The organism is Anaerostipes stercorihominis (assembly GCF_057535655.1).
The window spans coordinates 1-24606 of sequence record NZ_BAAJCL010000021.1 but is presented as its reverse complement, the minus strand read 5'-3'; the positions used below and the strand labels follow the sequence as shown (position 1 = coordinate 24606).

The window sequence follows — 24606 nt, the reverse complement described above, 5'->3', positions numbered from 1 at the left end:
ACATTTCATTTGTACTTTTTCTTGACATAGGACCAGGTGGGGAAAATGGTTATTACAATGATAAGTTTGATGACCGGATGCGTCTTAAATATTATTTTAGATCCTGTTCTGATTTTCGGATTGGGTCCGTTTCCGAAGATGGGAATTCAGGGAGCTGCGCTGGCAACCGGGATTGGACAGACAAGTGCTCTTATTATTTATCTGGTTGTATATTTTCTGCGGCCGATTCATGTGAAAGTTCAAAAAAAATATTGGAAATTAGAAAAGCGGTGTGGCTTTCAACTTTATGCGATCGGTATTCCTGCAACGCTGAATATGGCGCTGCCATCATTTCTGGTGTCAGCCTTGAATGGAATACTTGCTTCTTTTGGTGAGACGTATGTTGTTGTTTTAGGCGTCTATTATAAGCTTCAAACGTTTTTGTATTTGACGGCAAATGGTATGATTCAGGGAATGCGTCCTCTGATGAGTTATAATTACGGAGCAAAAGAATTTCAGAGGGTAAAAAAGATTTACGGAACAAGCTTTTGCATTGTCGCTGGGATTATGGTTGTCGGAACTGGCATTTGTCTTGCCTGGCCCCAGAATTTGATGGGATTATTCACCCAGAATCCGGAGACGTTGGAAGAAGGAGCCAAAGCACTTCGCTTCATTTGTATTGGTTTTGCCGCATCTGCCGTATCTGTTGTTTCCGCGGGAGCATTTGAAGCTCTTGGAAAGGGAATTCAGTCATTTTTGATCTCGTTGCTTCGTTATGTAGTGGTCATTGTTCCGACAGCATATCTTTTGAGTATGGCGCTGGGAGTTCAAGGCGTCTGGCATAGTTTTTGGATTGCGGAAATTGTAACGGCAGTGTTTGCCTGGGTGCTTTATCGAACGTTGATCGGACAGAGGGCTAATGCGAAGGAGAAGGAAGCTTTGACAGAAAAACTCCAATAGATTACAATAGAAAGAAAATGCAGGAGGCAGTGATGGAAGGTATTTCAATGATTGAAGTCCGATATGCAGAAACAGATCAGATGGGAATTGCCCATCATAGCAACTATCCCATTTGGTTTGAAGTTGCAAGAACGGAGTTTATTAAAAAAACAGGAATTACATACACCGATGTTGAAAAGGCAGGTATCATCACTCCGCTGACCGGACTGGAATGTAAATATAAAAAGGCTGCATTTTATGAAGATCAGCTGGAGGTTCATGTCTTTCTGACAAAATTGACGCCGGTTCGTCTGGAGTTTTCTTATCGAGTGATTCGCGATGGGGAAGTCATCGCTGAGGGAAAAACGACTCACGGGATGGTGGGCAAAGACTTGAAACCATTCAATGTAAAAAAAGAACATCCGGAAATTTACCGGATGTTTGAAGCGGCGCTGAACAGCGATTTCTAAAGATAAAGCGGACAAAGTCACTTTAACTTTCAAATTCCTATATTGCAAGAAGACTGATTTGTTCAACTAAAATCAATCGCATAAGCTGATGGGGGAAGGTCATATGACTGAAGCTGAGTTTTAGATTTCCGCAGGAAATGACCTCTTGGGACAGACCAAGAGACCCTCCGATGATAAAAGTGACGTTGGGGATACTTTCTTGCTTCCATTGGTTCCATTTCTTTTGAAATTGTTCTGTGGAATAAGAACATCCTTCGATACACAGTGGTATGATCATGCCATCCGTAGGAAGCTTTGCAAGAATTCTTTTCCCCTCTGTCTCTTTAATTTTTTGTTCTTCTTTTTCACTGGCGTTGTCCGGTATTCTTTCATCTGCCACTTCAATGATCTGGAAAGATATTTTTCTCGTTAAGATGTCTGAATAATATTTGATCAATTCTTTTAGATATGTTTCTTTTAATTTTCCAACGCAAATAATTTGAATTCTCATAGACCCTCTCCGTTCGTTGTTTTGATAAATCAGCGATATTTCTTTTTTCTTATTCTACAATATTTACGAATATTTGCCAAATTGAATGTCTAATTACCAGCCATTTTTCAAGGACTTTATCATACTCTCCGGGGCGCTCGCAAAAACATCGTGCTTCGCACTGGACGGAGCACGCCCGATAAGGTATAATAAAAGGAATCTGTAGCTATATTGATAAAAATTGGAGGAATGACATTGAAGCTTAGAAGATCAACAGTGATTTTGATGGTATTAAGCTGGATTTTGTTTCTTGGGGCATGCTTTTTTGCTTATCGGAAACTGGATCAGGCATATACGGCAAAGCTTACCAATGAAAAGATTTTTAAAGAGAATCAGGATACAAAAGATCAGGAAATTTCGTCGAAAGCAGTTCAGGAAACTTCGGATTTGGACAAGGGCATATCAGAAGACGAAAGGGCTCGTGCACAGGCTGCTCAAAATTTTGTGGAAACATATTATGCGTATTTGCAAAAACATGATTTGGCAAAACTTAAAACAATGGTGGAAGATCAGCAGGAGATGACGCAGCGGTATCAAAGTATGAGAAATTATGTGGAAGAATATCAGGATCTTGATTATTTGACACAGCGGGGAGCAGATCAGAATTCTTATCTTGTCTATGTTACATACCAGATGAAGATAAAAAATATCAAAACGCCAGCCCCTGGTATGACGGCTTATTATGTAGTGAAATCCGGAAATTCATTTCGTATCTGCAATAATGATAAGCGGGATACAAAGAATATAGAAAATGCCAAAAAACAAAGTCAAAACAGCAGGGAGGTCAGATCGCTCATTCGCAGAGTCAATAAAAGGTATGAAAGAGCGATTCGGGCAGACCGTCAGCTGAAAGAATTTTTAGAGGATCATTAGGCTTATGATGAGATTTGAAATCTATCTTTTTCAGAAAAAAACACAGGATCCTAACATGTATCAGCAGGCAATAGAAGAGTATTTAAAACGACTGAGCGCTTATGCAAAAGTTTCCGTGTTTTATCAGAAAAATCAAAAGAAGTTGGAGAGAGTAATGTCGCAGCCCGGAAAACATTTTTATGTAACGCCGGGGCGTGACAGTAAGAAGAGTGAGGAGTTTGCAGAGATGATCAGTGATCTTTCAGTTGTAGGCGAATCCAAAGTTTATTTTTATATTGGAGATTTTGATTCTTATCAAATGGAAAAATTTCATGTGTCATCCTTTTGTCAAAATGGGTCCTTGACTTCGGTTATTTTGTTAGAACAGATTTACCGGGCATATAGGATTTTAAATTGTCAGCCTTATCATAAATAAACCAAATATTTTGTATCAAAAAAGAAAATGGAAGAGAATTGATCGAGATGATATAATGAGGAACAGGAAAATGGATAAGAGAGAGGTTCCTTCATGACTGATGAAAATAAGGAGTAGTAAAATGGAATTTAAAACACCGACTTTGGAAGACAAAGAGGAATTAGATTATTATTTGACACAGGATTCTACGAGAAGCTGTGATTTTAATACCGCGAATATTATTTTATGGAACCGGTTTTATGATATGACGTATGCGATTATCGACGGACTGTTTGTTGCACATACCGAAGAAGAAGGCGGTTCTTTTTCGTTTCCTATGGGAAAGGGAGACAAGAAAAAAGTTTTAGAATGTTTGATGAAAGAATGTAAAAAGCAGGGAGTTCCATTTGTACTTCACGGCGTGACACATGAAATGGAAGAGGAATTCCTGAAAATGTTTGGAGAAATCTATGAAATTGAATATGATCGCGACGAGGCAGATTATATTTACGATCGAGAAAAGCTTGCGACTCTGAGCGGAAAAAAACTGCATGGAAAGAGAAACCATATCCACCGCTTTGAGGATAACCATCAGTGGTCCTATGAAAAGCTTTCCGATGAAAATCAGTTGGAGACCCTAGCAATGCTGATGGAATGGAAGCTTGCCAATTGTGATCCGCAAGATTTGGAGAAGCATGAAGAAATTTGTGTATCCAAAAACAGTCTGATCTATTATAAAGAGCTTGGACTTGTGGGAGGCGTTTTAAGAGCCGATGGGAAAATTGTAGCATTTTCCATTGGCGAGCCGGCTCTGAATCCGGATACCTTTGTAGTTCACATTGAAAAGGCGTTTCCTGAAATCCAGGGAGCTTATCCGATGATCAATCAGCAGTTTGTGCTGCATGAGATGGAAGGGTTTCGCTATGTAAACCGCGAAGAAGATTTGGGGGAAGAAGGACTTCGCAGAGCTAAAATGTCTTATCGTCCCGTATTTATGGAAGAAAAAGGGTTTCTTCGTTTAAAATCAGAAGTAAAGAATTGACACTAACTGTCGAAAAATGTAGAATTGGAATAAGGATAAGCAATTAGGAGGAACATTGTTATGAAACATTTGATAGATCCTATGGATCTAAGTGTAGAGGACATTGACGGTTTGTTAAATCTTGCGGATGATATTTCCAAAAATCCTGAGAAATATCAGGATGTGTGCAGACATAAAAAACTGGCAACGTTATTCTTTGAGCCAAGCACGAGAACACGGCTGAGTTTTGAGGCTGCAATGCTGGAATTGGGAGGAAATGTTCTTGGATTTTCTTCGGCGGATTCCTCTTCCGCATCGAAGGGAGAGAGCGTTGCCGATACTGCGAGGGCCGTTGCCTGTTATGCAGATATCATTGCAATGCGCCATCCAAAGGAAGGCGCGCCGATGGTGGCATCCAAATATGCCGGTATTCCGATAATCAATGCCGGGGACGGGGGGCACAATCATCCTACGCAGACATTGACGGATTTGCTGACAATCCGAAGAGAAAAAGGGCGTCTTCATAATTTTACCATTGGATTTTGCGGAGATTTAAAGTTTGGAAGGACCGTACATTCCCTGATTAAAGCGTTATCCAGATATGAAAATATTCAATATATTATGATTTCTCCGGAGGAGCTTCAGATTCCGGAATATTTAAAAAAAGATGTTTTTGAGAAAAAAGGGATTGCTTTTCGACAGGTAGAGAAGATGGAGGATGTGATGCCGGAACTGGATGTGATCTATATGACTCGTGTCCAGAGAGAACGTTTTTTCAACGAAGCTGACTATATAAGACTAAAAGACAGTTATATTCTTGATATGGATAAATTAAAGAATGCAAAGAAAGATTTATCCATTCTTCACCCGCTTCCGCGTGTAAATGAGATTTCTATACAGGTGGATCAAGATCCGCGGGCGTGCTATTTTCGACAGGTTTTAAATGGAAAGCATGTAAGAATGGCGTTGATTATGGAATTGCTGGGGGTGAAAGCAAATGAATATTGATAGCATTAAAAATGGAATTGTGCTGGACCATATTACAGCAGGCAGGGGAATGGATATTTATCAAAGTCTTGGGCTCGATCGTCTGGACTGCAGTGTTGCGATCATCAAAAATGTGAAAAGCAATAAGATGGGGAAAAAAGATATTATCAAAATTTCGGATAATTTTGAAGTGAATTTTGATGTGTTAGGTTATATTGATCCGGATGTAACGGTTTGTATGATTGAAAATGGCGGTGTGAAATCAAAACATAAAGTGGAACTGCCAGAGACCATTATTAACATTGCCAAATGCAAAAATCCAAGATGTATTACATCCGTAGAGCAGGAGATTGACCATGTATTTCGTTTGGCGGATAAAGAAAATCAGATTTACCGCTGTATTTATTGTGAATCCAAGCTGAAAAAATAGAGGTTAGAAACAAGAGGTATCCATGAAACAGGAAGGCAGAACAAATATGAATCGTGTGAAAAAGGATATCAGCAGTCCGGAAAGTTTTACTCCGCCGGAGGAATTAAGGCAACAGCTGATTACTACCATGCAAAATATTTATGATGAAGAAGATGTGGAAGCCGTGAAGAAGGCTTATCAGATAGCTTTTAAAGCTCATGACGGGCAAAAGCGAAAGTCGGGAGAACCATATATTATTCATCCTATTTGTGTTGCCATTATCCTAGCAGAGCTTGAACTGGATAAAGAGACTATCATGGCAGGGCTGCTTCATGACGTTGTGGAGGATACCGAGGCAACCCATGAAGGACTTGTCAGAGAATTTGGAGAGGAAGTAGCATGTCTGGTAGACGGAGTCACAAAGCTCGGGCAATTAAGCTATTCCAAAGATAAAATAGAAGTTCAGGCAGAAAATTTGCGCAAAATGTTTCTGGCTATGGCGAAGGATATTCGTGTAATTTTAATTAAACTGGCGGATCGTCTGCACAATATGCGGACGATGCAGTTTATGCGTCCGGAGAAACAAAAAGAAAAATCCAGAGAAACAATGGACATTTATGCTCCGATTGCACATCGGCTTGGAATTTCCAAGATCAAAGTAGAGTTGGATGATCTTTCCCTTCGATATTTAAAACCGGAAGTCTATAAAGAGCTGGAGCGGTCTCTTGATTCTGCCAAGGATGAGCGGGAGGCCTTTATCAAAGAGATTGTAGAGGAAGTCCGGGGGCATATTCAAAGGGCTGGGATTCAGGCAGAGATTGACGGCCGTGTAAAGCATATGTTCAGCATTTATAAAAAAATGGTAAATCAAAACAAGACCATTGATCAGATTTACGATTTATTTGCTGTGAGAATTAAAGTGGATACAGTAAAAGATTGTTATGCGGCTTTGGGAATTATCCATGAAATGTATAAACCGATTCCGGGAAGATTCAAAGATTATATCGCAATGCCGAAACCCAATATGTATCAATCACTGCACACGACGCTGATCGGACCGGAAGGACATCCTTTTGAAATTCAGATCCGAACATTTGAAATGCATCGTGTCGCTGAATATGGTATTGCGGCTCACTGGAAATATAAAGAAGATAGGAATACCAAAGGAGTAAATAAAGAAGAAGAAAAATTAAGCTGGCTTCGAGAGGTTCTGGAATGGCAGCGGGATATGGATGATAATAAAGAATTTTTAAGCCTTTTAAAAACCAATCTGGACCTGTTTGCAGAGCAAGTATACTGTTTTACCCCGAATGGTGACGTGAAGAATCTTGCAAACGGATCTACCCCGATTGATTTTGCTTATGCCATTCACAGTGCGGTGGGCAATAAAATGATTGGGGCAAGAGTCAATGGAAGGCAGGTTCCATTTGATTATCATTTACAAAACGGAGACCGGGTGGAAATTATTACTTCACAAAACTCCAAAGGACCAAGCCGCGACTGGCTGAATATTGTCAAATCTGCTCAGGCGAGAAGCAAAATTAACCAGTGGTTTAAACGACAGTTTAAAGAAGAGAATATTGTCCGGGGCAAAGAGCTTTTGGAAAAATATTGTAAAGGCAAGAGCATTCGGCTGTCAGATCTTATGAAGCCGGAATATATTAAAAAAGTAGAATTAAAATATGGATTTAAAGATTGGGATGCTGTCTGTGCGGCGGTAGGTCACGGAGGTTTAAAAGAAGGCCAGGTTGTTAATAAAATGCTGGAGGAAGACCGAAAGCATAAGAAGCAGCAGGTGACGGACGAACAGATTTTAAAAAAGACACAGGAAGCAGTTCCGCAGGAGAAGAAGAAGGATGAGAAATCAAAAGGCGGCATCGTTGTACGAGGAGCCGATGATGTGGCAGTGCGCTTTTCAAAATGCTGTAATCCGGTTCCGGGAGATGAAATTGTAGGATTCATTACACGGGGACGGGGTATTTCCATTCACCGGACAGACTGTGTGAATCTTCTGAGCATGCCGGAGTCCGATCGGCAGCGGCTGATTGAGGCAGAATGGCAGGTTCGTGAAGAAGATACAAATCAGACGTATACAACAGAGATTAATATTTATGCCAATAACCGGAAAGGACTTTTGGCGGATGTATCCAGAATTTTTCTGGAGCTTGATATTGATATTATTACAATCAACGTTTCAAATAATAAAAAGGGAAGGGCAACGTTAAGTATGTCTTTTGATATTACGGGAGTGGAGCAGTTAAATCGCATTATTGCAAAAATCCGAAATGTTGAGGGCGTGATTGACATTGAGAGAACAGCAGGATAGGTGAGAAAATGAAAGAAACATTAAAGCTTGACAGGCCATTGGAATTGGAAATGATGTGTCTGGGTCAGATGCAGACCAACAGTTATATTATAAAAAATACGGAGACAAAAGAGGCAATCATCTTTGATCCGGGAGATGAGGGAGAGCGGATCTGGCAATATTTCAGGCAAAATCAGCTCAATCTTACGGCAGTCTGTCTGACGCACGGGCATTTTGATCATATTATGGCGCTCCCTTATCTTCTGGAGAAAAAGCCGGAACTTAAAATTTATCTTCATGAAGATGAGGCGGAGGTATTGGCAGATCCAAATCTGAATTTATCCTCTATGATGGGATGGAACCTTTCTTTGAAAGCAAATTGTCTTGTGAAAGATGGGGAAGAAGTTGAAATTCTTGGAACGAAAATGAAATGTATCCATGTTCCCGGGCATACCAAAGGTGGCGTCTGCTATTATTTTGCAGACTATGGATGGCTGATCTCAGGAGATACTCTTTTTCAAAGAAGCATTGGAAGAACGGACTTTCCAACAGGGGATTTGAGCGCATTACTGGCGGGGATTCGCACGAAGCTGTTCGCACTTCCTCCGTGGACGAAAGTTTTTTCCGGGCATACGCCTCCGACGACCATAGAGGAGGAAAGCAGAAGCAATCCGTTTCTGCAATAGCTTTTTATGATCGGTCTGATTCAAAATAAAACGATTTATGAATACGATATTCGGAGTTTAATATTAGCATTTATGCTGGGAGAGAAGATAGAATTGACGAGCCGCGTTGATTCTATCTATGATTTTATTCTGGAGGTTTCTTATGATGATCAGAAGGTGACGATAAAGCTCTATCAGAAAGGTGCAGCGATCAATGAAACGGTGCTCTGTGGGGATTATGAAAATAAGAAACAATTTAAGAACCGAATGAAAAGGGGAATCTATCGCGTACTTTCAGAAGCTCTTAAGAAACAGCTGCCGTGGGGAACTCTTACGGGGATTCGTCCGACAAAAATTGCTTTTGATGGATGGAATCACCAACAGACAGCTCCTGAAATTATAGAAAAATTTGAAAAAGAATATCTTACCGCAAAAGAAAAAGCAGTTCTTTGTACCGAAGTGGTGGAGAAAGAGAGAGCACTTTTGAACACTGTGCCGTATAAAAAAGGATATAGCCTGTATGTTGGGATTCCTTTTTGTCCCAGTACCTGTCTTTATTGCTCTTTTACCTCTTATTCCATAGAGTCTCACAAAGATCTGGTTGAAAAATATTTACAAGCTCTGTGTGCGGAGCTTGATTTTGTGAAGCGATCCTATGGCAGCAGAGAGCTTCAGACTTTATATATCGGAGGCGGAACGCCCACATCTCTGAACAGTCGGCAGCTGGCTTATCTTTTGGAGCAGCTGGAGCAAAGATTTCCGTTCTCGAAAATCCGCGAGATTACTGTTGAGGCAGGACGCCCGGACAGCCTGGATGCAGAAAAACTGCGGATATTGAAGGAGTACGGAATTACAAGAATCAGTATTAACCCGCAAACTATGAATGATAAAACTCTGGCTTTGATTGGCCGCAGCCATTGTGCAGCAGAGGTAAAAGAGAAATTTTATCTGGCAAGAGAGCTGGGATTTGATAATATTAATATGGATACGATCTGCGGTCTGCCGGGAGAAGGAATGGCAGAATTGACTCACACCTATGAGGAAATCAAAAAACTGAACCCCGAAAGTCTGACAGTGCACGCTTTGGCGCTGAAACGTTCTTCCGGGCTGAACCGCCAGAAAGAATTTTATTGCTTTGGGGCGGATAATGGAATGATTACATATGCCAGCCAATGTGCAAAAGATATGGAGATGGAACCATATTATTTATATCGTCAGAAAAATATTCCAGGGAATTTGGAAAATGTCGGGTATGCCAAAGAAAAGAAAGAATGTCTCTATAATATTTTGATTATGGAGGAATTACATGATATTATAGCAGTTGGTGCAGGGACTTCATCAAAAATTGTCCATCAGGGAAAACCTTTGGTAGACCGCATTGAGAATTTAAAAGATGTCAGACAATATATCAAACGAATTGATGAAATTATTCAGAGAAAAGAATTAAAGATGAGCAGATGATAGGAGTTTTGTTATGGCAGTCCGTTATGGAAGAACAGATATTGAAACGCCCATTCAGGCGGATCTTCGAGAAACAATCAGTCATGGAATCATTGTTAGTAATCTGGCTTACCTGGTGGGCAGGGAATTGGAGCTTGATAAAGAAACCTGCTATGATCTTGCAGTTGCGGGATTGCTCCATGATCTTGGAAAAGTCCGACTGAGTTTTTATATGAATGAAAAGGAAAAAGAAATTCTTGCCGTGGATGAAAAGCGGTATATGCGCATGCATCCGGCAATCGCTTATGCGATTTTGGTAGATTGCGGATATCGGCAGGCTGTTCTTGATGCCGTATTGTATCATCATGAACATTATGACGGAACAGGATATCCTCATCATTTGGTGGGGAAAGAAATACCGTTAGCCGGAAGGATTATGCATGTATGTGATATTTTTGGAGCGCTGATTTCCAATCGAGATTATCGAGAGGGATTTGATGTGGAGACTGCATTGGATGTGATGATTGATGATGTAAAAAATTTTGATATGAAAGTGTTCCTTGCCTTTCAGAGGGTTGCATTTTCTCAGGCAATGGAAAGTTTGATTGAAAAAGGAAATTTGGATGAGTTTGAGGAGGAAAAATCATGATTACACAAGCACCGAGAGGAACCAAGGACTGGTTTGGAAAAGAAATGGATCAACGCACATATTTAGAACAGGCGTTTCGAGAATTGTGTGCATCCTATAATATTCACGAAATTATTACACCGGTATTTGAGCATACTGTTTTATTTCAAAGAGGCGTTGGGGAGACAACAGATGTTGTACAGAAAGAAATGTATACATTTGAAGATCGAGGAAACAGAAGCATCACATTAAAGCCGGAGGGAACTGCCGGGGCAATTCGCGCATATTTGGAACATGGAATGGCAAACGATCCTCAGCCAATCAAACTATTTTATGTCACGCCGGCATTTCGATATGAAAAACCTCAAAGCGGACGTCTGCGGCAGCATCACCAGTTTGGAGTGGAATTTGTCGGGGCAGAGAGTCCGTTGGCAGAGATAGAATTAATTACTTTAGTGTCGTCTTTTATTAAAAAAATCGGACTTCAAGATGCAAAACTCCATATTAACAGTATCGGATGCGAAACATGCCGGAAAGAATACAACGAGGCTTTGGTGACATATTTAAAGAATTATGAGGATCAGCTTTGTCCGACTTGCAGAGAGCGTATGAAGAAAAATCCTCTGCGCGTGATTGACTGTAAAGTGCCGGAATGTAAAAAAATTGTAAAGAATGCTCCAAGAACGATTGATTATTTAGATGAAGAATGCAGAGCGCATTTTGAGGAATTAAAGGAGCTTTTGGATGAACTGAAAATTCCTTACGAAGTTGATACAGAAATTGTGCGGGGATTGGATTATTATACGAAAACAGTATTTGAGTTTGTGAATCAGGACGGGTTTACTCTATGCGGAGGCGGGCGTTATGATAATCTTGTTCATGAAATTGACGGGAAAGTTTCCGAGCCATCGGTTGGATTTGGAATGGGTGTTGAGAGAATTTTATACTTTCTGGATGAGGAAAAAGTAGAACTTCCGTGCACCAGAGATCTGGATCTGTATGTGGGGATTCTCGGTCATAAAGCAAAAGCGAAGGCATATCAAATTGTGACGCAGCTGCGTTCCAAAGGTTTTGTCGTAGAGACCGATTATCTTGGACGAAGTGTAAAAGCGCAGATGAAATATGCAAATAAAATCCATGCAAAAAATACAATGATCATTGGAGAGGATGAACTTCTCAAAAATGAGGCAACGGTAAAATACATGGAAACAGGGGAGTCTGCCGTTGTTTCTCTGGATCAGGTGGATCGATATCTCAAAGAAAAATGAGAATCATCCTCTTAGTGGTGACATTTAAAGAAAAATCATATATAATAAGTAAAGATTCATAAGAAAGGAGATAACAACGCATGAGTGAATATACAATTGTGGCTCCGGAAGAGTTTGATCAGAGCGCATTTCGCTTAATTGGAAAAGAATGGATGCTTGTTACCGCAAAAAATCAGGAAGGAAAGGTAAATACCATGACTGCGTCCTGGGGCGGTTTCGGCGTAATGTGGGGGAAAAATGTTGCGGTCATTGTACTAAGACCCCAAAGATATACAAAGGAATTTGTGGATCAGTCTGAATCATTTACCCTGTCATTTTATGACGATACCTTTAAAAAGGACCTAAGTTATTTAGGAAGTGTGTCAGGCAGAGATGAGGATAAGATTGCAAAAACCCGTCTGACGCCAACAGATGCCAATGGAATTCCGTTTTTTGAAGAGGCAAAAATTGTTTTCATTTGTAAGAAGTTATATACGCAGCCGATGGATCCGGCTGGCTTTGTAGAAACACAGGAATCTTTGGATGCTCAGTGGTATCCGGATAAAGATTATCATGTACTTTATGCAGCAGAGATTGAACAGATTCTTGTGAGAACGGACGCATAAACATGCGGGGAAGTCTGCTTTGTAAAGCAGAGCATGTTCACGGCATTGGCAAAGGTTTGAAGAAGACTTGGGCTTTGGCTCATTACTCGAGTAAATAAAAAAGGCAGAACCGTTTCATAGGATTCTGCCTTTGCTGTCAGCGAAAAGATGAAGGAGGAAATAATATCATGGCAGAATCAATGTCAGGTTTGGCCAGATCCCATCGATGTACAGAAGTGAATCGACAGATGATTGGAACAGAAGTGACGGTTATGGGATGGGTACAGAAAAGAAGAAACTTAGGAAGTCTGATTTTTATCGATTTAAGGGATCGTTCCGGTCTTTTGCAATTAGTATTTGATGAAGAAGCTTTGTCGGAAGGTGATTATGAGAAAGCAAATTCCTTAAGGAGTGAATTTGTAATTGCAGCGGTGGGTACTGTGGAAAAAAGGAGCGCTGCCATCAATGAAAATTTAAAGACGGGTGATATTGAGATTCAGGTGCATCACCTTAGAATCTTATCAGAATCTGAGACTCCTCCGTTTCCAATCGATGCAGATCAGACGGTAAAAGATGAGCTTCGATTAAAATATCGTTATCTGGATTTGCGCAGACCAAATCTTCAGAAAAATCTGCGAATTCGGAATCACGTGACAAGAATTGTTCGTAACTTCCTTGGGGATGAAGGCTTTTTAGAAATTGAAACCCCGATTTTAGGAAAAAGTACACCGGAGGGAGCCAGAGATTACCTGGTGCCGAGTCGTGTGCATCCGGGAGAATTTTATGGTCTGCCGCAGTCACCTCAGCTTTTTAAACAGCTTTTGATGTGCTCTGGTTTTGATCGCTACTATCAGATTGCGAAATGTTTCCGCGATGAAGATTTGCGCGCTGACCGTCAGCCTGAGTTTACGCAGATTGATATGGAACTTTCTTTTGTGGATGTAGATGATGTCATTGATGTCAATGAGCGTTTGATGCAAAAAGTCTTTAAAGAAGTTTTAGATGTGGATGTGGAACTTCCGATGCCGCGTCTTACTTATAAGGAAGCAATGGATCGTTTTGGCTCTGATAAACCGGATATGCGTTTTGGCATGGAATTAATCAATGTTTCAGAAATAGTTTCCGGCTGTGATTTTATGGTATTTAAAGGTGCATTGGAACAGGGCGGTTCTGTGCGGGGACTCAATGCCTCCGGACTTGGAGATTTGGGACGCAAAAAAATTGATGCTTTTGTGGATTTTGCCAAAGAATTTGGCGCCAAAGGGCTGGCTTATATTCAGTTAAAAAGTGATGGAAGTGTGAAATCATCTTTTGCGAAATTTATGAAAGAGGAAGAAATGCAGTCTCTGATTCGGGCGATGGGAGGACAGGCAGGAGATTTACTTTTGTTTGCAGCCGATAAGGACAAGGTGGTATTTGATGTTCTTGGGAACCTTCGTTTACACATTGCAAAGCAATACGATATGATTGACCGGTCTCAATATAAGTTTTTGTGGGTGACGGAATTTCCTCTCCTGGAGTGGAGCGAAGAGCAGAACCGGTATACTGCAATGCATCATCCGTTTACAATGCCATTTGAGGAAGATTTGGAGTTTCTGGATACAAAACCGGGTCAAGTGCGCGCGAAAGCATATGATATTGTTTTAAATGGTACAGAACTTGGAGGAGGATCCATCCGTATCCACCAAAACGAGATTCAGGAAAAGATGTTTGATGCTTTGGGATTTACGAAAGAGGATGCTCACAGCCGGTTTGGATTCCTCTTGGATGCTTTTCAATTTGGAGTTCCGCCTCATGCAGGACTGGCATATGGTTTGGATCGTCTGGTGATGTGGTTGACAGGAGAGGAAAGCATTCGTGATGTGATTGCTTTTCCGAAAGTAAAGGATGCATCGTGTCTTATGACGGAGGCTCCGGGAGCTGTGGATAAAATACAATTAGAAGAACTTGGAATTGCACTTTCCAAGGCAGAGGAGGAAGATTAAAATGGAGAAAATGTTATTCAGCGGTGTTCAGTCCAATTCTGATGTGGCGCTGATCGCTATCAAGGGAATTAAGAATCAGCCGGGAATTGCAGCAAAAGTATTTGGAGCGATTGCCGATGAAAAAATTAATGTGGAATTAATTCTTCAGTCCATTGGACATGGGGATAATAAGGATATTTCTTTTGTGGTGGCAAAAGAGGATGCGGATCATGCGGTTGTGACGCTGAAAAATGCTTTTCCAGAGACAGACTATGAAGAAATTTTAAGTGACAAAGAGGTGGGGATTGTCTCCATCGTCGGTGCAGGCATGATGTCCAACAGCGGAGCGGCATCAAAAATGTTCGAAGCTTTGTATAACAAAGGAATTAATATTCATATGATTTATACATCTGAAATTAAGATTACTGTTTTAATCAAGGAAAGCCGAGTGGAACGCGCGGTGGAAGCGCTGAAAGAGCAGTTCCAAGAATAAAAATAAAGAGAAGGAGAGAACCATGTTTGATTTTAGTGAAGTAAAAAATTATGACAGTGAGATTGCGGAAGCAATGGAACATGAATTAACTCGACAGAGAACCAATTTGGAACTGATTGCCTCTGAAAATCTTGTATCAAAGGCTGTGATGGCGGCAATGGGAAGTCATCTGACCAATAAATATGCAGAAGGATATCCGGGAAAGCGTTATTACGGTGGATGCGAGTATGTCGATGTGGTGGAAAATCTTGCCATTGAGCGTGCAAAAAAATTATTCGGATGCGAGTATGCCAATGTACAGCCGCATTCTGGAGCACAGGCAAATATGGCAGTCTTTTTTGCGATGATGGACCTTGGCGATACTTACATGGGAATGAGTCTTGATCACGGCGGACATTTAACCCATGGAAGTCCGGTCAATATGTCAGGAAAAAACTACAAATGTGTACCATATGGTGTCAATGATGAAGGATTTATCGATTATGATGAAGTGGAGAGAATTGCCCTGGAATGCAAACCAAAACTGATTATTGCAGGCGCTAGCGCTTATGCAAGAGCGATTGATTTTAAACGTTTCCGCGAGATTGCAGATAAAGTGGATGCAGTTTTAATGGTTGATATGGCACATATCGCAGGTCTGGTTGCGGCAGGACTTCATCAGAGCCCGATTCCTTATGCTCACGTAACAACGACAACAACACATAAAACATTAAGAGGACCTCGTGGAGGAATGATTCTTTGCAGTAACGAAGTCAATGAAAAATATAACTTTAATAAGGCGATTTTCCCGGGAATTCAGGGTGGTCCATTAATGCATGTGATTGCAGCAAAGGCAGTATCCTTTAAAGAAGCGTTGTCTGATGACTATAAAAAATATATGCAGCAAGTGGTTAAAAATGCAGACGCCTTAGCACAGGCATTGATTCAGGAAGGATTTGATATTGTTTCCGGAGGAACAGACAATCATTTGATGCTTCTTGATTTGAAAAAATATGATTTAACAGGAAAAGAGGCAGAAAAAGTTTTAGATTCTGTTCATATTACCTGTAATAAAAACACAGTGCCGAATGATCCAAAATCTCCATTTGTGACTTCCGGACTTCGTCTGGGAACTCCGGCAGTGACAACCAGAGGATTAAAAGAGGATGATATGGCAGTGATCGCAAAGGCAATCCGTTTGACTTTATTAGATCAGAAGCTGGAAGAAGCGAAGAAGCTGGTAACTGGATTAACAGACAAATATCCATTATATGAATAATCGGCATTTGCTGATTTTACATTTTGGAGGGAGAAAACTTCATGAGGATTACAAAAAAACAGGGGGGAATCATTGGAGGAATCGCCGCAGCTGTCATCATCGGGACTGCTGTTGGCGTTCATACATATTATCAGGATCGCTGGTATCCGGGAAGTACCTTTAACAAAGTGGATGTTTCAGGCATGAAATATGAGGAATCCATTGAAAAAGTGAAGGACTCCATTGCATCTTATCAACTAAAGATCAAGGGACGAGATCAGGGAGAAGATACCATAACCGGACAGGAAATTGATCTTGCCTTTACCTCCGAAGATAAAGTAAAGAATGCTTATAATGCACAACATAATCAGAGTGTAATTACCTCATTCTTTAGCGGGAAAAATAAGACAAATGTAACTGCAGTCACATTTTCAGAGAAAAAGTTGCAGAATCTTTTGAAAAAATCGGTGTTAACAACCGGAAGTAAGGAGTATTCCATTGTAAAACCTAAGGATGCTACGATTGTATATTCTGAAAAGAAACAATACGGAGTGATTCAGAAGGAAGTCAAAGGGAATCTTCTGAATACAAAAGTTTTTGGAGCTGTGGCAGCACAGGCAGTGGAATCTCTGAGTGGTACGCTGAATCTTAAAGATCAGGATGCATATCCTGAAGTATACAAAAAACCGGGCTTGTATGAAAATGATAAAGAATTGAAAGAAATGCAGAAGACTTATAATAATTATCTTCTGCATTGGATTCAATGGGATATGGGAAATAATGTAAAGGAAACTCTGGGACCGGAAACCCTGAAAGACTGTATTAAAGTCAATACTAAAAAACATACAGTGAAAATCAATCAATCTTCCGTGGAAAAATGGCTGGAAGACTTTTGCTTGAAATATAAAACTCAGGGGATTGCCCGTACTTTTAAAACCCACTCCGGGAAAAAGATAAAAGTAAGCGGTGGTGATTACGGCTGGAGGATTGATTACGATAAGGTAATTAGTCAGACGATGAAGATTTTGAAAAAGTCTCCGGAGGAAAGCAACGTCAAAGCCTACCAGAAGAAACCAAATGAAGAAAATCAGAAAGCCCTGCTGACGACTCTAAAGCCGGTATATAGTCATAAAGGCTATCGAATGGATTACAACAAGAAAGAAAATGACTGGGATACACAAAATTACAGCGAGGTTGATCTGACAGAACAGATGGTCTACGTTTATAAAAAAGGAAAGCTTGTCTTCAGCACGAATTGTATTACCGGAAAGGCAACCCCAGACCGGATTACAAGAACCGGCGTTTATGATATTAAAGAAAAGAAACTTACCAAAACATTGACCGGAGCAGATTATAGCGTCCCGACCAGATACTGGACAAGAATTATGTGGACCGGAACAGGATACCATTACAGCAGCCGGGGAGATTGGGGAAGCTGGTCTCCGACCTATTATAAAACTGCAGGTTCTCACGGATGCATCAATTTGACGCTGTCTGATGCGGAAGCAGTGTACCGATTGACAAAAATAGGTGATCCATGTTTTATCCATTATTAATGATAACGGAAGGAAGAGAGAGGTTTTAAGATGAGAACTCAATATGAAAAACAGGAGAAACTATTGTGGTATGTGCAGATTTTTTTGTTTCTAGGTGCGATTCTTACATATTTCAATGATTTAAGCGATGCAAAGTATCAGGTAATCAATCTGGTACTCGCTGTGGTTTCTGTAATTTCTTTAACTGCAGATCGTTTTTATTTCAGTCGGAAACTGGAGCAGCAAGTATATTCTTCCTATGCAGTTGCATATTTTTTGATTGTAATATATATGCTGGCGTTGATTCTGCAGTTTGCAGGGGCGTTTCATCTGGGATTTTTTGTTCAGGAGAAAACGAAACTGGCATGGGTACTGGTTCCGGCGCTTTCCCTGCTGTGGAAGACGAAGTTTATCGCATTTCGCGAATGGGATCAGAATTCATGATATTGTTTGAAGCAAGAAGGCTGTCTGTAGAAATTGCAGGCAGCCTTTTTAGGAATTAAGAGAATGTTTTATAAAACATTCTGGGAGTGATCCCTAAGGTTTTTTTAAACATTTCAGAAAAATAGCTGCTTCCTGAGAAGCCGACTTCTTTTGCGATTGTGCCCATACTCATTTCATGTTCTAAAATTTTAGAAAAGCTCTCAAAAATTCTATGTTGATTTAAATATTCCATGGGACTGAGCCTTAAACTTCTCTGAAAAAGACGACAGCATTCACTGCTGCTTAGATGGCAAAAATCTGCGATATCTGACAGCCGATGCTTTTCCTTTAAAGTTTCATGGAGATAAGAAAGAACTTCTTTTATTCGTTTCAGATCACGAAGCTCTCTTTGGGTTAATTCTTTTTGTGCCGGGATATTTTGAAAAATATAATAGAAAATTTCATAGATAAAATGCTGAATCTTGATTTCGTATCCAAAACTTTTCGTGTCACAGATCTGTATCATTTTTTTCATGGTCTCTAAAATATATTTTTGCCATGGTACTCTTGGAACTAAGGGCAGAAAACCAAAAGAAGGGTTGGATACCATTGGATGGATATAATTTTTGTAAATAGGGCTTTGGCTTGTCTGAGTAAACAGCAGAGGACTGACTCGGTAAATTACAAAGTGGCAGTCATACGACTGATATGCATGCAGAAAATGAAGTTCACCGGAATTTAAGAACAGGCCTTCTCCAGCAGAAATCAAATATGCTTTTTGTCGGAGATGAAATTCCATCTTTCCGGAAATAATATAGAGAAGTTCAAAATCATCATGCCAGTGGGGAAAAATACGGTTGCCCGGAAGTCTGTGCATATGAAGTTCTGTCATATGAAAGGGCTGATCTGCAGATAAAGGACGGCGGGGAAGAGAGTAAATTGACTTTGTATTACTTGATTTATCAATCATAGGAAAAAACCTCCAAAAAATCAAAAATGTTATAAAAATAAGTCGAAAAACAAAGAATTTAAGTAAATTTTACTATGATTGTGATAAAAATGCAATGAAAAACCATATCAGAATCCTAAGATTCTGATATGGTTTTAAAAGGAAGTTAATAACCTAAGGGTTCTCCGACCAGAATTACTTTGATTCGGTCCTTCATTGCTGCGCTCTGGCGTCTGGTTACAACAATCTGACTGCAAATACAGCTGTCTCCGTAGCAGTCTCCGCACCGTCCGGTCATAGAACATGGAGTTGTAAGACCGAGGCGCAATACATTTGGGGGTGTTGCCATATTGCGGACTCTTGCTACACCGTCCGGTACATTCGTTACCACTTTATTCATGCCGACAATCATAATGACATGCTTTGGTCCATAGGAAAGACAGGCAACGCGGTTTCCGGTACCGTCGATGTTAATTAACTCTCCATCTAAAGTAATGGCATTGGAGCTCATCAGATAGTAATCAGCGAGGACTGCTTTTGAGAAGATCTCCCGCTGTTCCTCGTAATTTTTTGCCACAGACCTGTCAATTACCTGATAATCACCGGATATCACTGCATCTCGCAGACCGATTTCCTGGATGCTCATGGAACCGCCCCAGGATACGACAGATCCTTTTTCTATGTAGGACAATGCCCGGGTTAATGCCTCTTTTTTGGTAGGGCAGTAGATTCCTTGAATATTACGTTTTTCAAGATTCTTAATGATAGTTTCTGCCTTTAATTGTGTCGCTTTTTCTAAACTCATAAAATCACCCTTTCCTGCTTTTTGGCTGAATTCATTATACCACATCAGCGGGTCCTGTGTTATAATGTTTTGTAAAGTTTTTGGAAAGCAGGTAGCGATTTGAAGTCATTATTTATTACAGAAAAACCAAGTGTTGCCAGAGAATTTGCGGCGGCATTGAATATAAATGCGAAAAATCGAAACGGATATATGGAGGGCGATCAGGCGGTGATTACCTGGTGTGTAGGACATCTTGTGACCATGTCTTATCCGGATCAGTATGATCCGTCGCTTAAAAAATGGGATTTAGACACATTGCCGTTTATTCCGGATGATTATAAGTATGAAACCATTCCGTCTGTAAAAAAGCAGTTTGATATTGTATCTTCCCTGTTAAATCGGGAAGATATTGATACAATTTATGTTTGTACAGACTCCGGGCGCGAGGGAGAATATATCTACCGGCTGGTAGATCAAGAGGCAAAAGTGAGCAGTCAAAAGACGAAGAAAAGAGTATGGATTGATTCTCAGACCAAGGAAGAGGTTATCAGAGGTGTAAAAGAAGCAAAAGACTTAAGTGAGTATGACCATCTGGCAGCAGCAGCCTATCTGCGTGCAAAGGAAGATTATCTAATGGGAATTAATTTTTCCAGAGTGTTAACCTTAAAATATGGATGGACTTTAGGAAATTACTTAAATCAGAAACGAAGTCTTGTGGTGGCTGTTGGACGTGTTATGACCTGTGTTTTGGGAATGATTGTGAAGAGAGAACGGGAAATCCGAAATTTTGTACCAACACCATTTTATCGTGTTTTAGGGCATTTTGACTGTCAGGGGTTTCAGGTGGAGGCAGAATGGAAGGCGGTGAAAGGATCTGCCTATTTCCAGTCTCCGAAATTATATAAAGATAACGGTTTTTTAGAGAAAAAGGAAGCACAGGCTTTTGTAAAATACATAGAGACTGACGCATCCGGAAAAACTGTAGTGGAATCTTTTTCCAGACGGCAGGAAAAAAAGAATCCGCCGTTGCTTTATAATCTGGCAGAACTCCAAAACGAATGCTCTAAAAGGTTTAAATTAAGTCCGGATGAGACGCTGAAAACAGTGCAGGATTTGTATGAGAAAAAACTGGTGACGTATCCAAGGACGGATGCAAGAGTATTGTCTACGGCAGTCAGCAAAGAGATTGTGAAAAATATCAGCGGATTGTCTGCGTATGAACCGCTGGCGGGATTTGTCACAGAGATCCTTGATCAGAAAAGCTATCAGGGACTTTCCAAAACAAAGTATGTGGATGATAAAAAGATTACCGATCATTATGCAATTATTCCAACCGGGCAGGCTGTAGGGAATCTTTCCGGGATCTCCCCAATGGGGCAGAAGGTCTATGATGTGATCTGCCGGAGATTTTTAAGTATTTTTATGCCGCCGGCTGTATATTTGAAAATGAAATTAGAGACGAAAACGAAAGGGGAATCCTTTTTTGCTACTTTTAAAATATTAAAAGAGCCGGGATATCTGAAAGTAACCGGTATTCCGTCAAACAAAAAGGAGGAGCCGTTGACCCCAGAGCAGATTGCAGCTATTTCATCTTTGAAAAAGGGCATGGAGCTGCCGATCAAAGAACATGTGATCAAAGACGGAACAACAACACCACCGAAGCGTTATAATTCCGGATCATTAATTCTGGCGATGGAAAATGCCGGACAGTTAATTGAGGATGAAGATTTAAGAGAACAGATTAAGGGAAGCGGCATCGGAACCAGCGCAACCCGCGCTGAGATTGTAAAAAAGCTAATTTCCAACCAATATATTGCTTTGAATAAAAAAACTCAGATCGTGACTCCGACGCTGACCGGAGAGATGATTGTAAATGTGGTGAGTGTTTCCATTGGATCTCTGCTCAATCCCACATTAACGGCAAGCTGGGAAAAAGGATTAACCTATGTAGCGGAGGGCTCTGTTACAGAAGATGAGTATATGGAAAAATTAAATCGATTTGTGACGCAAAAAACAAATGTGGTAAAAGAGAATAATTTCCAGTACCAGCTCCGAAAATCTTTTGATCAGATCGCACCGTTTTATAAAAAATCCTCCAAATAATGAAAGAGAAAATCAGGAAAAGTCTGTGTATCGACAGATCTTTCCTGATTTTTTAAACATTTGTGGAAAATATCTAAAAAATTTTCTTATAGTTATGCATGTTGTATAAAACAGAAAAAAGGGGCACAAAAAAGTGCCGAAAATGCGAAAAAACTTTAAAAATTTATGAATAAAATATCAAAAATGTAACATGGGGAAATGGCGGTAATGCGCGGGTCAGCGGCCAGTGAAAAAATAGTTTTTTAAATGATTACAAAAGTGTGAATAAGTCATTGTGCAGCCTGACGAAAACTCAAATTGTTCTTGATTTGATACAATGAAATGTTATACTAATTGTATCAATGAGTTGATATATATAGTTGTTTGATTTGAAGTCGGATTTGATGGAACATAAGGAGATGGGAGGAAAATTATAATGAAACGAAAAAGTTATGGAAAGATGTTATTAAGTATTTGTCTTGTAGCTATGTGTATGATGCGAACGGATGGCTTCAGACGGTGAAGGCAGAAAGAACCTCCGGTACTAATATAACGGAAAAGACCTTAAGAAGCTATGCCTATGATTCCTATGGAAAGATTCGTCAGATGAAAGACTGTCAGAATCCTTTGGAAAATGGAGATAAAACCATCCAGAGAATCTACACCTATGATTCCTTTGACCGTGTGAAAACAATGGTGTATACTGATCTTTCCGATTCGGAAAAAGTTCTGGAATCTTATGCTTATGAATACGATAAGAATTCTAATATCGTTAAAAAAACGGAGAAAAACGATGCTCCGTCCAAGCAAGAGGAAAAAATCCATCAAACCAAGGAGTATACTTATGACAGTCAGGGACGTCTGACCAAAACCGTAACTACAGATCACAGGAAGGAGGATCAGAAAGAAACCATCACCTATACCTATGATGCGGCAGGAAACCGCTTAAGTGAGGATAATGGAAGTCAAAAGACAGTCTATACTTACAATGGATTGGATCAGATACAGCGGGCAACGACCGCAAAGGGGCTTGCAGTCGATGAAGTGAAGGACTATACTTATGATGCCAATGGAAATCAGACAGCGGTAAAGAGTACGAAGACCGGAAAGACACTCAACTATGCATATGATGCCGAGAACCGTCTGGAAGAAGTCTCTGTCACCAAAGACGGAACCACTGCACAGATTCAGAGAAATACTTATAACGGAGAGGGACAGAGGATTCAGAAAATCGAGGGAGATCAGACCATTAATTATTATTATCAGGATGGAACCGTCTCCTATACGACAGACGGAAACGGCAGTCAGACCGGTCAGAACCTGATCGGTCTGGAAGGGAATGTCATCGGAACCCAGCGGTATGAGGAAAAGGGCGCTGTATATTATACGTATCATAAAGATATCCAGGGAAGTACCACCACTCTTATGAAAGAAGATGGAAGCGTGGACGCCTCTTATGAATATACTGATTTTGGAGAGACAACAGTCCATGGAGATAACAAGGCAGGAAATGAAGTCTGCTATACCGGAGGTATCTATGACAGTACCACAGGGCTGTATTATCTAAATGCAAGATATTATAACCCGGAGGATGGAAGATTCTTAACAGAGGATACCTATCGAGGAGAGACAAACGAACCGGACACATGGCATTTGTATGCGTATTGTGCCAATAATCCGGTGAACTATACAGATCCAAGTGGGCATTATCCAATGGAATTATCGGTGAAAATGTACTGGTTTTCATTAAGTAAACATAAAAAAAGAATTAATTTGGCAAATGTTTCTTATATAAATTATATATGTCTTTTTGACTATCTTTTTATATCTTCTTAAATGTCCGCAAAGCCTTATTTTATCGGCTCTACGGGCATTTTGCTTTTGTGGTAAACCTCACATATCTAGGTCTATCTTCTTATATTTTCGCTATCAAACGTGGTTAAAATCGTGGTAAATACTTCTATGCAATTAGACGCTGAACCTCTGATTTTGCGGTATCTATGGACGCATGAGCGTACCAGTTCATTGTGATACTGATATTTGAATGCCCCATGATATACTGTAAATCTTTCGGGTTCATGTTCTTGCTTGCCAGTCTTGTACAGAACGTATGGCGTAGCGTGTGCGGTGTGATATGTGGCAAGGGGTTATCCTTATGGTGCTTGTTGTATTTCTTTACCATACGGACAAATAAGGCGTTGTAATCAATGGCAACTTTGGGCTTGCCTTTCTGATTGACAAATAGGAAGTTGCCCCGTCCGTCTATCACAAATGGTTCTGCCTTTGGGCGTTTCTTCATCAATCGTTGAAATGCTTTGATTGTTTCCTCACTCAACGGTACTTGCCTTGTTCCGCTCTTTGTTTTAGGCGTTTCAATATAATAGCCTTGTTCCTTGCTCTTTAGTAACTGGTGGTCGATAATCACAACCTCATGGTTAAAATCAACGTCCATGATTGTCAATCCGCACAGTTCCGAGATACGAAGTCCAGTCTTTAACAGTATCAGCACATCATCAAAATACTTATGATACACATTGCCTTATACCCCATTTGATAGACACATAGAACGAGTGGTATAATCTATCCAGAAAGTCAGGAGGAAGAATTATGGCACAGACGTACAGTATCGAATTCAAGGAAGAGGCATG

At 40.3% G+C, this 24606-nt stretch carries 23 protein-coding genes and 1 pseudogene; 20 read left to right on the top strand and 4 right to left on the bottom strand.

Annotated elements, in window-relative coordinates:
- The first annotated feature begins 45 nt into the window (after positions 1-45).
- Together AC27EF_RS13165 and AC27EF_RS13160 are read left to right on the top strand one after the other, a co-directional pair.
- Complete coding sequence (locus tag AC27EF_RS13165; RefSeq protein WP_487111226.1) at positions 46-939, top strand: MATE family efflux transporter; 894 nt, start codon at positions 46-48, stop codon at positions 937-939.
- A gap of 32 nt (positions 940-971) precedes the next feature.
- The gene (locus AC27EF_RS13160; RefSeq protein WP_487111225.1) at positions 972-1388 is read left to right on the top strand and encodes an acyl-CoA thioesterase; all 417 of its coding nucleotides are present in this window, start codon (positions 972-974) and stop codon (positions 1386-1388) included.
- Between the two features lie 37 nt (positions 1389-1425).
- On the opposite strand, the gene rlmH is transcribed toward AC27EF_RS13160, so the two are convergent.
- Positions 1426-1878 carry a 23S rRNA (pseudouridine(1915)-N(3))-methyltransferase RlmH gene (gene rlmH, locus AC27EF_RS13155; protein ID WP_487111224.1) on the bottom strand — a complete coding sequence of 151 codons (453 nt, stop codon included), beginning with the start codon at positions 1876-1878 and terminating at the stop codon, positions 1426-1428.
- A gap of 234 nt (positions 1879-2112) precedes the next feature.
- Between rlmH and AC27EF_RS13150 the strand changes: the two genes are divergently transcribed.
- From AC27EF_RS13150 to AC27EF_RS13075, 16 genes are all read left to right on the top strand, one after another.
- Positions 2113-2790, top strand: coding sequence for a hypothetical protein (locus tag AC27EF_RS13150; RefSeq protein ID WP_487111223.1), 678 nt, complete (start codon positions 2113-2115; stop codon positions 2788-2790).
- Positions 2791-2794: 4 nt separating this feature from the next.
- Positions 2795-3205, top strand: a complete 411-nt coding sequence (locus AC27EF_RS13145) for a 23S rRNA (pseudouridine(1915)-N(3))-methyltransferase RlmH (protein ID WP_487111222.1) — start codon at positions 2795-2797, stop codon at positions 3203-3205.
- A gap of 121 nt (positions 3206-3326) precedes the next feature.
- Positions 3327-4226 (top strand): DUF2156 domain-containing protein, encoded by a 900-nt coding sequence (locus AC27EF_RS13140; protein WP_487111221.1) that lies wholly within the window; start codon positions 3327-3329, stop codon positions 4224-4226.
- A 60-nt stretch (positions 4227-4286) separates the two neighbouring features.
- Positions 4287-5213: an aspartate carbamoyltransferase gene (gene pyrB, locus AC27EF_RS13135; protein WP_487111220.1), complete on the top strand. Its 927-nt coding sequence runs from the start codon at positions 4287-4289 to the stop codon at positions 5211-5213.
- Positions 5203-5622 carry an aspartate carbamoyltransferase regulatory subunit gene (locus tag AC27EF_RS13130; protein ID WP_487111219.1) on the top strand — a complete coding sequence of 140 codons (420 nt, stop codon included), beginning with the start codon at positions 5203-5205 and terminating at the stop codon, positions 5620-5622. The genes pyrB and AC27EF_RS13130 overlap by 11 nt, the downstream gene beginning before the upstream one ends.
- A gap of 22 nt (positions 5623-5644) precedes the next feature.
- Entirely contained in the window at positions 5645-7927 is a 2283-nt protein-coding gene (locus AC27EF_RS13125; RefSeq protein ID WP_487111218.1) for a RelA/SpoT family protein, read from the top strand.
- A gap of 8 nt (positions 7928-7935) precedes the next feature.
- Positions 7936-8592, top strand: coding sequence for an MBL fold metallo-hydrolase (locus AC27EF_RS13120; RefSeq protein WP_487111217.1), 657 nt, complete (start codon positions 7936-7938; stop codon positions 8590-8592).
- A gap of 6 nt (positions 8593-8598) precedes the next feature.
- Positions 8599-10032, top strand: coding sequence for a coproporphyrinogen dehydrogenase HemZ (hemZ, locus tag AC27EF_RS13115; protein WP_487111216.1), 1434 nt, complete (start codon positions 8599-8601; stop codon positions 10030-10032).
- 13 nt (positions 10033-10045) lie between these two features.
- Positions 10046-10660, top strand: a complete 615-nt coding sequence (locus AC27EF_RS13110) for an HD-GYP domain-containing protein (RefSeq protein WP_487111215.1) — start codon at positions 10046-10048, stop codon at positions 10658-10660.
- The gene (gene hisS, locus AC27EF_RS13105) at positions 10657-11907 is read left to right on the top strand and encodes a histidine--tRNA ligase (protein WP_487111214.1); all 1251 of its coding nucleotides are present in this window, start codon (positions 10657-10659) and stop codon (positions 11905-11907) included. Before AC27EF_RS13110 ends, hisS begins: the two co-directional genes overlap by 4 nt.
- 80 nt (positions 11908-11987) lie before the next feature.
- Positions 11988-12512 carry a flavin reductase family protein gene (locus tag AC27EF_RS13100; RefSeq protein ID WP_487111213.1) on the top strand — a complete coding sequence of 175 codons (525 nt, stop codon included), beginning with the start codon at positions 11988-11990 and terminating at the stop codon, positions 12510-12512.
- A gap of 167 nt (positions 12513-12679) precedes the next feature.
- Entirely contained in the window at positions 12680-14476 is a 1797-nt protein-coding gene (gene aspS, locus AC27EF_RS13095; protein ID WP_487111212.1) for an aspartate--tRNA ligase, read from the top strand.
- Position 14477: 1 nt separating this feature from the next.
- A complete protein-coding gene (locus AC27EF_RS13090) occupies positions 14478-14948 on the top strand; it encodes an ACT domain-containing protein (RefSeq protein WP_487111211.1) in 471 nt (156 codons plus the stop codon).
- 22 nt (positions 14949-14970) lie between these two features.
- Positions 14971-16206, top strand: a complete 1236-nt coding sequence (glyA, locus tag AC27EF_RS13085; protein ID WP_487111210.1) for a serine hydroxymethyltransferase — start codon at positions 14971-14973, stop codon at positions 16204-16206.
- Positions 16207-16247: 41 nt separating this feature from the next.
- Complete coding sequence (locus AC27EF_RS13080) at positions 16248-17741, top strand: L,D-transpeptidase (protein ID WP_487111209.1); 1494 nt, start codon at positions 16248-16250, stop codon at positions 17739-17741.
- A 30-nt stretch (positions 17742-17771) separates the two neighbouring features.
- Positions 17772-18164 (top strand): hypothetical protein, encoded by a 393-nt coding sequence (locus tag AC27EF_RS13075; protein ID WP_487111208.1) that lies wholly within the window; start codon positions 17772-17774, stop codon positions 18162-18164.
- A gap of 55 nt (positions 18165-18219) precedes the next feature.
- Here AC27EF_RS13075 and AC27EF_RS13070 read toward each other — a convergent pair whose 3' ends face one another.
- Both AC27EF_RS13070 and AC27EF_RS13065 read right to left on the bottom strand, forming a co-directional pair.
- A complete protein-coding gene (locus AC27EF_RS13070; protein WP_487111207.1) occupies positions 18220-19113 on the bottom strand; it encodes a helix-turn-helix transcriptional regulator in 894 nt (297 codons plus the stop codon).
- 145 nt (positions 19114-19258) lie between these two features.
- Positions 19259-19897: a lactate utilization protein gene (locus AC27EF_RS13065; protein ID WP_487111206.1), complete on the bottom strand. Its 639-nt coding sequence runs from the start codon at positions 19895-19897 to the stop codon at positions 19259-19261.
- Positions 19898-19996: 99 nt separating this feature from the next.
- On the opposite strand from AC27EF_RS13065, the gene AC27EF_RS13060 reads away from it, so the two are divergent.
- Together AC27EF_RS13060 and AC27EF_RS13055 are read left to right on the top strand one after the other, a co-directional pair.
- On the top strand, positions 19997-21979 hold the full coding sequence (locus AC27EF_RS13060) for a DNA topoisomerase (protein WP_487111205.1): 1983 nt from the start codon (positions 19997-19999) through the stop codon (positions 21977-21979).
- A 498-nt stretch (positions 21980-22477) separates the two neighbouring features.
- Positions 22478-23794, top strand: coding sequence for an RHS repeat domain-containing protein (locus AC27EF_RS13055; RefSeq protein WP_487111204.1), 1317 nt, complete (start codon positions 22478-22480; stop codon positions 23792-23794).
- Between the two features lie 124 nt (positions 23795-23918).
- On the opposite strand, the pseudogene AC27EF_RS13050 reads toward AC27EF_RS13055, so the two are convergent.
- Positions 23919-24494: pseudogene (locus AC27EF_RS13050) on the bottom strand (site-specific integrase); the annotation flags it as partial.
- Positions 24495-24606 lie beyond the last annotated feature (112 nt).

Bases quoted from the DNA above. Each gene is read 5' to 3' on its own strand.
- AC27EF_RS13165 (WP_487111226.1), top strand. From the start codon at position 46: ATGGTTATTACAATGATAAGTTTGATGACCGGATGCGTCTTAAATATT.
- AC27EF_RS13160 (WP_487111225.1), top strand. From the start codon at position 972: ATGGAAGGTATTTCAATGATTGAAGTCCGATATGCAGAAACAGATCAG.
- rlmH (WP_487111224.1), bottom strand. From the start codon at position 1,878: ATGAGAATTCAAATTATTTGCGTTGGAAAATTAAAAGAAACATATCTA.
- AC27EF_RS13145 (WP_487111222.1), top strand. From the start codon at position 2,795: ATGATGAGATTTGAAATCTATCTTTTTCAGAAAAAAACACAGGATCCT.
- AC27EF_RS13140 (WP_487111221.1), top strand. From the start codon at position 3,327: ATGGAATTTAAAACACCGACTTTGGAAGACAAAGAGGAATTAGATTAT.
- pyrB (WP_487111220.1), top strand. From the start codon at position 4,287: ATGAAACATTTGATAGATCCTATGGATCTAAGTGTAGAGGACATTGAC.
- AC27EF_RS13130 (WP_487111219.1), top strand. From the start codon at position 5,203: ATGAATATTGATAGCATTAAAAATGGAATTGTGCTGGACCATATTACA.
- AC27EF_RS13125 (WP_487111218.1), top strand. From the start codon at position 5,645: ATGAAACAGGAAGGCAGAACAAATATGAATCGTGTGAAAAAGGATATC.
- AC27EF_RS13120 (WP_487111217.1), top strand. From the start codon at position 7,936: ATGAAAGAAACATTAAAGCTTGACAGGCCATTGGAATTGGAAATGATG.
- hemZ (WP_487111216.1), top strand. From the start codon at position 8,599: ATGATCGGTCTGATTCAAAATAAAACGATTTATGAATACGATATTCGG.
- AC27EF_RS13110 (WP_487111215.1), top strand. From the start codon at position 10,046: ATGGCAGTCCGTTATGGAAGAACAGATATTGAAACGCCCATTCAGGCG.
- hisS (WP_487111214.1), top strand. From the start codon at position 10,657: ATGATTACACAAGCACCGAGAGGAACCAAGGACTGGTTTGGAAAAGAA.
- AC27EF_RS13100 (WP_487111213.1), top strand. From the start codon at position 11,988: ATGAGTGAATATACAATTGTGGCTCCGGAAGAGTTTGATCAGAGCGCA.
- aspS (WP_487111212.1), top strand. From the start codon at position 12,680: ATGGCAGAATCAATGTCAGGTTTGGCCAGATCCCATCGATGTACAGAA.
- AC27EF_RS13090 (WP_487111211.1), top strand. From the start codon at position 14,478: ATGGAGAAAATGTTATTCAGCGGTGTTCAGTCCAATTCTGATGTGGCG.
- glyA (WP_487111210.1), top strand. From the start codon at position 14,971: ATGTTTGATTTTAGTGAAGTAAAAAATTATGACAGTGAGATTGCGGAA.
- AC27EF_RS13080 (WP_487111209.1), top strand. From the start codon at position 16,248: ATGAGGATTACAAAAAAACAGGGGGGAATCATTGGAGGAATCGCCGCA.
- AC27EF_RS13075 (WP_487111208.1), top strand. From the start codon at position 17,772: ATGAGAACTCAATATGAAAAACAGGAGAAACTATTGTGGTATGTGCAG.
- AC27EF_RS13070 (WP_487111207.1), bottom strand. From the start codon at position 19,113: ATGATTGATAAATCAAGTAATACAAAGTCAATTTACTCTCTTCCCCGC.
- AC27EF_RS13065 (WP_487111206.1), bottom strand. From the start codon at position 19,897: ATGAGTTTAGAAAAAGCGACACAATTAAAGGCAGAAACTATCATTAAG.